Here is a 6,135-nt window from a genome sequence, read left to right as displayed (position 1 = left end):
TTATTCCGGCATAGCTCAGTTGGTAGAGCACCTGACTGTTAATCAGGTTGTCGACGGTTCGAGCCCGCCTGCCGGAGCTATGTCTGAGTGCTAACAACAATTGCCGTTAGCACTTTTAATTTATCGTCATTTTGCCGGCTTAGCTCAGCTGGTAGAGCATCGGTATCGTAAACCGAGGGTCACAGGTTCAAGTCCTGCAGCCGGCATAAATCTTTTATTCATTCTTAATGATGATTAAACCTTTGGCATAGCAATAATGGGTGAATAGAATCTAATGGTGTGCTTGAAGATGCACATACATACATGAAGACACAAGAATTTATTTCTTGTGTCTTTTTTTATATTGCAAGTTTTATGTTAAACTTGGATCAGTGTTACATTTCATAACATAGGTTGTTGACGCTTATATCAATAACGAATAGAATGGTGTCATATCAAGGAGATATGCGTATGAGTGAAAAAGTACTGAGGAAATCTTTAGCGGTTCTGCCAATGGGAACGGTTATGAAGCTTACTTCCTTATCATCCAGACAAATAAGGTATTACGATGATCATGGTCTTGTTCATTCTAAACGAACATCAGGAAACCGACGTTTGTATTCATTAGATAATGTGGACCAAATTCTTGAGATTCACAACTATCTTATTGAAGGAATGACAATTGCTCAGGTTAAAAGAGTATTTGAGAAACAACGGCGTCGAAAACTTTTACATAGTGGTGATAAATCACTTAGTGATGAAGATGTCCGCGAATACTTGAAAGACGATATTTTAAAAGCTGGACGCTTGTATGATGATTCTGATTTAAAGCAACAGGGTAAGTATTTAAAATAAGGAGACTACTTATGGTACATGATTATACAAAAGACGACATTCGCCAAATGGTGAAAGATGAAGACGTCCGATTTATTCGACTAATGTTTACTGACTTGATGGGCAGCATCAAAAACGTTGAGGTACCCGTTAACCAACTAAACAAGGTTTTAGATGGTAAGATTATGTTTGATGGATCTTCAATTGATGGTTTCGTACGCATTGAGGAAAGTGATATGTACCTGATCCCTGATCTTTCAACGTGGATGGTCTTCCCATGGGGTGACGAACACGGTAAGGTTGCTCGTCTGACATGTAGTGTTCATACATCAGATGGCGAGGTGTTCGTTGGTGATCCAAGAAATAATTTAATGCGTGTTCTGGATGAAATGAAAGAAATGGGCTTTTCTAACTTTAACATTGGCCCAGAACCTGAATTCTTCTTGTTCAAAATGGACGATAAGGGTAATCCAACCACTGAATTGAATGATCACGGAAGTTACTTTGATTTGGCACCAATGGATTTGGCAGCCAATATTCGTCGTGATATGGTTCTTGAATTAGAAAATATGGGCTTTCGAGTTGAGGCTTCTCACCATGAAGTAGCATCTGGACAACATGAAATTGATTTTCAGTACGACAACGCCGTGGTTACGGCAGATCATATTCAAACCTTTAAGTTAGTTGTAAAAACAGTTGCTAGAAAGTACGGATTATACGCCACTTTCATGCCAAAGCCACTGAATGGTATCAATGGATCTGGGATGCACATCAACATGTCATTGTTTGATAAAGATGGTGACAACGTCTTTTATGATAAAGATGGTGACCTGGAATTATCACAAACGGCATACTACTTCTTAGGTGGACTTTTGAAGCACGCTAAAGCATTAACTGCTGTATGTAACCCAATCGTTAACTCCTACAAGCGACTAGTTCCTGGCTTTGAGGCACCTGTCTATGTGGCATGGTCGGCATCTAACCGTTCACCATTAGTTAGAGTTCCAGCTAGTCGTGGTCTTAGCACTCGCCTTGAACTTCGAAGTGTTGATCCTTCAGCTAACCCATACTTAGCAATTGCATCAATTCTTGAAGCTGGTTTAGATGGTATTAAAAACAAAATCGAACCAGGTGAACCAATTGACCGTAATATTTATCATATGGATGGCAAGGAACGAAAATTAGATCATATTGAAAACTTACCTTCCACTCTTCATAATGCGCTTAAAGCATATGAAGCTGATCCACTTATGAAGAAAGCCATGGGACCTCACATGTATCAAAATTACTTGGATGCAAAGAACATGGAATGGAATGCTTACAGACAAAACGTTTCTCAATGGGAACGCGACAGATACCTAGATATGCTATAAAAAAACACCAACAGAGCGTTGGTGTGATTAAGGAATTACTTTTTAAGCAGTTTAACAATTTCAGCTAGATATTGATCAGTAAGGCTCGGTTCTTGAGCCTTCTTTTCTTGCTTTTTTTGATTTTTATTAGTTAATTTGTTGATAAATTTGACCAATAAAAAGACGATGAAAGCAATCAGCAGGAAATTGATGACTGAGTTTAGAAATAAGCCATATTTTATCTTTGCTTTTCCAACGGTGATGGCAAGTGATGAAAGATCGATTTTTCCTAAGAACAGTCCAATAAACGGGTTAAAAATGTTATTAACCAATGAAGTCACGATCGAAGTGAAGGCAGACCCGATGATAATTCCGACGGCCATGTCAACCACATTCCCTCGTGATATAAATTCTTTAAATTCCTTGAACAATGTATTATCCACTTCCTTTTCCTTGATAATCACTATTCTAACAAACTTTTTGTCGAGATATGATTGTAAATGAAAATCAAGAATGGTATTATTTCTGATAATTGTTAAAAGATTGACAGGAGGAGATTTTATGAACGGACAAGGCGAGAAGAGTCTCGACCATGCGTTCTTTGGGCAACCAAAAGGGTTGCAAACACTGTTCTTCACTGAAATGTGGGAACGATTCAGTTACTACGGGATGCGTGCAATTCTTTTATACTACATGTATTTCTCAGTCGCCAAGGGTGGATTAGGATTTTCTCCAACCACTGCAGCTTCAGTTATGGCAATTTACGGTTCACTAGTATTTCTAACGTCGGTGTTAGGTGGTTATCTAAGTGATCGAGTTTGGGGTAGTCGAAAGACCGTTCTGTATGGTGGAATTTTAATTATGTTTGGGCACGTGGTACTGTCGTTACCATTTGGTGCCGGAGCGCTATTTATTTCCATTGTCTTAATCACCGTTGGTACTGGACTATTGAAGCCAAATGTTTCAGAAATGGTTGGTGCCTTATATGGTGAAAATGATCCAAGACGTGATACTGGATTTACCATTTTTGTTTTTGGGATTAACTTAGGGTCGTTCATCGCACCGATCTTAGTTGGGACCGTCGGAATGGACTTTAATTTCCATGCTGGTTTCTCACTTGCCGCTATCGGAATGTTCTTTGCTTTAATTTACTACTACTTCAGTGGTAAAAAGACTTTGAGCATCGATGGCCTCTATCCAAGTGATCCCTTAGAACCAGATGATTTGAATCGTTTAGTTCTTGAAATTATTGGTGGCTTAGCTGTATTTGCCGTTATTATCGCGGGGATGTGGTACTTTAAAGTTTTGAGTATTGATAACTTTGTTTTGTTATTGAGTATTATCGCAATTTTAACCCCAATTATTTACTTCGTTGTTATTTTGAGAAGTAAGAAGGTTACTAAGACAGAACATTCACGGGTTCTTGCCTATATTCCATTATTTATCGCTGCTGCGGTATTCTGGGCCATTGAGGAACAGGGCTCCGTTGTTTTGGCTTTGTTTGCTGAAAATCAAACTAACAATAACCTTGGATTTTTGCACATTAATGCTACTTGGTATCAGTCACTTAACCCGTTGTTCATTATGCTGTACACACCACTGTTCGCATTCTTATGGACATATCTGGCTAAAAGAAAAGAAGAGCCCAGCTCCCCAGTTAAGTTTACGTGGGGAATGTTTTTCGCTGGATTTTCGTACTTATTTATGATGATTCCAATTTTCCTATTTGGTTCATCAGCTAAAGTTAGTCCACTATGGCTAATTGGTAGTTGGGCCATTGTTGAAATTGCCGAAATGTTGATTTCACCAATTGGGCTTTCCGTTACCACCAAACTTGCTCCGAAAGCATTTGAATCACAGATGATGAGTATGTGGTTCTTAGCGGATGCTGCTGGTCAGGCGGTTAACTCACAAATCGTTAAGTTCTACACTCCGGGACACGAAATCGCGTACTTTGGAATCGTTGGACTTGTAGCCATCTTGTTTGGAATTATCTTATTATTGATGATCAAACCGGTTAAAAAACTGATGGATGGAGTAAATTAAAATCACTATAATGAAAGGCGCTGTAAAGTTAGCGCCTTTTATTTTTTGAAAAAAAGTATTGACTAACATCATGATCCCGTGTAATATAATAAACGTTGATTCGTTACTACGAATTACTCATTTATTATGGAGGGGTAGCGAAGTCTGGCTAAACGCGGCGGACTGTAAATCCGCTCCTTCGGGTTCGGTGGTTCGAATCCACTCCCCTCCATTGATTCTTGGGCTATAGCCAAGTGGTAAGGCAACAGGTTTTGATCCTGTGATGCGCTGGTTCGAACCCAGCTAGCCCAATACTAATTATTGGTGTAAAATCGACTAACAAATGTTAGTCGATTTTTTTATGCCAAGGTAGGAGTAATTATGACAGTACCTGTTTATATTAAAATTCATGATGATATTAAGAGTAAGATCGAAGACGGAAGCTGGAAAGTGGGAACCCGGATTCCATCTGAAAGAAAACTATCCGAACAGTACGGAGTAAGTCGGATGACGTTCAGGCAAGCTGTTCAAGCGCTCGTTGAGGATGGAATATTAAAACGGATTGCCGGCTCAGGAACGTACGTTACTAACCAAAAGGTTCAAGAAAAGATGTCCGGAGTAACCAGCTTTACTAACATTATGCTGGCTCAAGGAAAAAAGCCATCCACCAAAACCTTGTCATATAAGATTGTTGAGCCCACCTTTAAGGAAGCCTCTGTCTTGGGGCTGAGTCAGGATGATCGGGTTTTGCGGATGAATCGGATTCGCTATGGGGACGACATTCCAATTTGCTATGAAGTGGCAGCTGTTAATGCATCGATGGTCGAAGGGTTAAGTGAAGAAGACGTTTCTAGCTCCCTGTATCGTTCTTTAGAGGACAAGAAGGGACTTCGTCCAAGAAGCGCGAAGCAATTTATTTCGGCGATTTTAGCGACTGATCGGATTGCTGATTTACTGGATATTGAGGTTAAGGCACCCATTCTTAAGCTAAAACAGATATCTTATCTTCAAAATCAGCAACCATTTGAGTTTGTTCAGGCTCAGTACGCTGCTGAGCGATTTGAGTTTTACCTAAATAAATAAAAAAGAGCCCTACTAACGAGGGCTCATAAAGTTGGATGAGATCACTTCTCATCCTTTTTTTGTTTTCGAACTAATTTTAAAAATTCAGGAATGGCTAGCATTCGTTTAAAACGGGTGGGTTCTTTAAAAAGGCGATAAAGCCATTCGATGTGATGATTAATCCAGAATTCAGGAGCTCTCTTGACGTGGCCGGCTAAGACGTCAAAGCTTCCTCCAACCCCAATCCACAAGCCGTTATTTTTATTGCGATATTTTGCGATAAATTCTTCTTGGCTAGGGAAACCAGTCGCAACAAAAATCATGTCAATGTCGTTGTTTTCGATGTTGTTAATGATGGGAGAGTCGTTTTTAAAATAGCCGTCCTGCATCCCAACAATCTTTAAATGCGGATAGTTGACGGTTAAGACCTTTCGTAAATCAAATACGACATCGGGCTTGGCTCCCAGAAAATAGGCTGACTTGTTATTTTGGTTTCCCCAAGCTAACAGTGCTTTAAAAATGTCATAGCCGGTAATTCGTTCTGGCATCGGGTCATTTAACATTTTGGCGCCCCTGATAATGCCAATCCCATCTGGCACGACGTAAGTGGCGCTTTTTAAAACTTTTTGGTAGTGAGGATAACGATCAGCATAAACTACGATTTCTGGATTGGCGGTTACCACAAACGTGTTTTGGTGGTCGTCTATTTGGGATTCAATCACCTGCATAAATTCGGTGAAAGTCGCGTTAATAAAGGGAATAGAAGCGATGTTGGTGGTCGGAAATTTGTGCGTCATTTGTTAGCCTTCTTTTTGGTTATTATGTGATATAATGTGCAACGAGTAACAACAATAGTTTAGCCTGAAATGGCTAGAGGAGATTA

The 6,135-nt window shown here is 39.7% G+C and carries 6 protein-coding genes and 4 tRNA genes; 8 read left to right on the top strand and 2 right to left on the bottom strand.

All coding sequences use genetic code 11. The features are described 5' to 3' along the window. Positions 1-4: 4 nt before the first annotated feature. The 4 genes from AC6UDG_RS06410 to glnA all read left to right on the top strand — a co-directional run bounded on the left by AC6UDG_RS06410 (position 5) and on the right by glnA (position 2,186). Positions 5-77 (top strand) — tRNA-Asn (locus AC6UDG_RS06410). Between the two features lie 56 nt (positions 78-133). Beyond that, positions 134-206 (top strand) — tRNA-Thr (locus AC6UDG_RS06405). 244 nt (positions 207-450) lie between these two features. Then, the gene (locus AC6UDG_RS06400) at positions 451-834 is read left to right on the top strand and encodes a MerR family transcriptional regulator (RefSeq protein WP_500694500.1); all 384 of its coding nucleotides are present in this window, start codon (positions 451-453) and stop codon (positions 832-834) included. 11 nt (positions 835-845) lie between these two features. After that, complete coding sequence (gene glnA / locus AC6UDG_RS06395) at positions 846-2,186, top strand: type I glutamate--ammonia ligase (protein ID WP_500694499.1); 1,341 nt, start codon at positions 846-848, stop codon at positions 2,184-2,186. Between the two features lie 35 nt (positions 2,187-2,221). On the opposite strand, the gene mscL is transcribed toward glnA, so the two are convergent. Then, complete coding sequence (mscL, locus tag AC6UDG_RS06390) at positions 2,222-2,596, bottom strand: large-conductance mechanosensitive channel protein MscL (RefSeq protein WP_500694498.1); 375 nt, start codon at positions 2,594-2,596, stop codon at positions 2,222-2,224. A 130-nt stretch (positions 2,597-2,726) separates the two neighbouring features. Between mscL and AC6UDG_RS06385 the strand changes: the two genes are divergently transcribed. The 4 genes from AC6UDG_RS06385 to AC6UDG_RS06370 all read left to right on the top strand — a co-directional run bounded on the left by AC6UDG_RS06385 (position 2,727) and on the right by AC6UDG_RS06370 (position 5,273). Then, the gene (locus tag AC6UDG_RS06385; RefSeq protein ID WP_500706823.1) at positions 2,727-4,211 is read left to right on the top strand and encodes a peptide MFS transporter; all 1,485 of its coding nucleotides are present in this window, start codon (positions 2,727-2,729) and stop codon (positions 4,209-4,211) included. A 128-nt stretch (positions 4,212-4,339) separates the two neighbouring features. Then, positions 4,340-4,422: transfer RNA gene (locus AC6UDG_RS06380), tRNA-Tyr, on the top strand. Between the two features lie 8 nt (positions 4,423-4,430). Continuing rightward, positions 4,431-4,502: transfer RNA gene (locus AC6UDG_RS06375), tRNA-Gln, on the top strand. Positions 4,503-4,571: 69 nt separating this feature from the next. Next, positions 4,572-5,273, top strand: coding sequence for a GntR family transcriptional regulator (locus AC6UDG_RS06370; RefSeq protein ID WP_500694496.1), 702 nt, complete (start codon positions 4,572-4,574; stop codon positions 5,271-5,273). A gap of 41 nt (positions 5,274-5,314) precedes the next feature. Here AC6UDG_RS06370 and AC6UDG_RS06365 read toward each other — a convergent pair whose 3' ends face one another. Then, on the bottom strand, positions 5,315-6,049 hold the full coding sequence (locus AC6UDG_RS06365) for a WecB/TagA/CpsF family glycosyltransferase (protein WP_500706822.1): 735 nt from the start codon (positions 6,047-6,049) through the stop codon (positions 5,315-5,317). Between the last annotated feature and the right edge of the window lie 86 nt (positions 6,050-6,135).

The sequence above is a fragment of the Fructilactobacillus sp. X2R1C1 genome, from assembly GCF_059901435.1.
The sequence above is the reverse complement of the archived record's forward strand: the minus strand, read 5'-3'. Positions and strand labels throughout refer to the sequence as shown.

Coding starts and splice junctions, on each gene's coding strand:
- glnA (WP_500694499.1), top strand. CDS start 846: ATGGTACATGATTATACAAAAGACGACATTCGCCAAATGGTGAAAGAT.
- AC6UDG_RS06400 (WP_500694500.1), top strand. CDS start 451: ATGAGTGAAAAAGTACTGAGGAAATCTTTAGCGGTTCTGCCAATGGGA.
- AC6UDG_RS06385 (WP_500706823.1), top strand. CDS start 2,727: ATGAACGGACAAGGCGAGAAGAGTCTCGACCATGCGTTCTTTGGGCAA.
- AC6UDG_RS06365 (WP_500706822.1), bottom strand. CDS start 6,049: ATGACGCACAAATTTCCGACCACCAACATCGCTTCTATTCCCTTTATT.
- AC6UDG_RS06370 (WP_500694496.1), top strand. CDS start 4,572: ATGACAGTACCTGTTTATATTAAAATTCATGATGATATTAAGAGTAAG.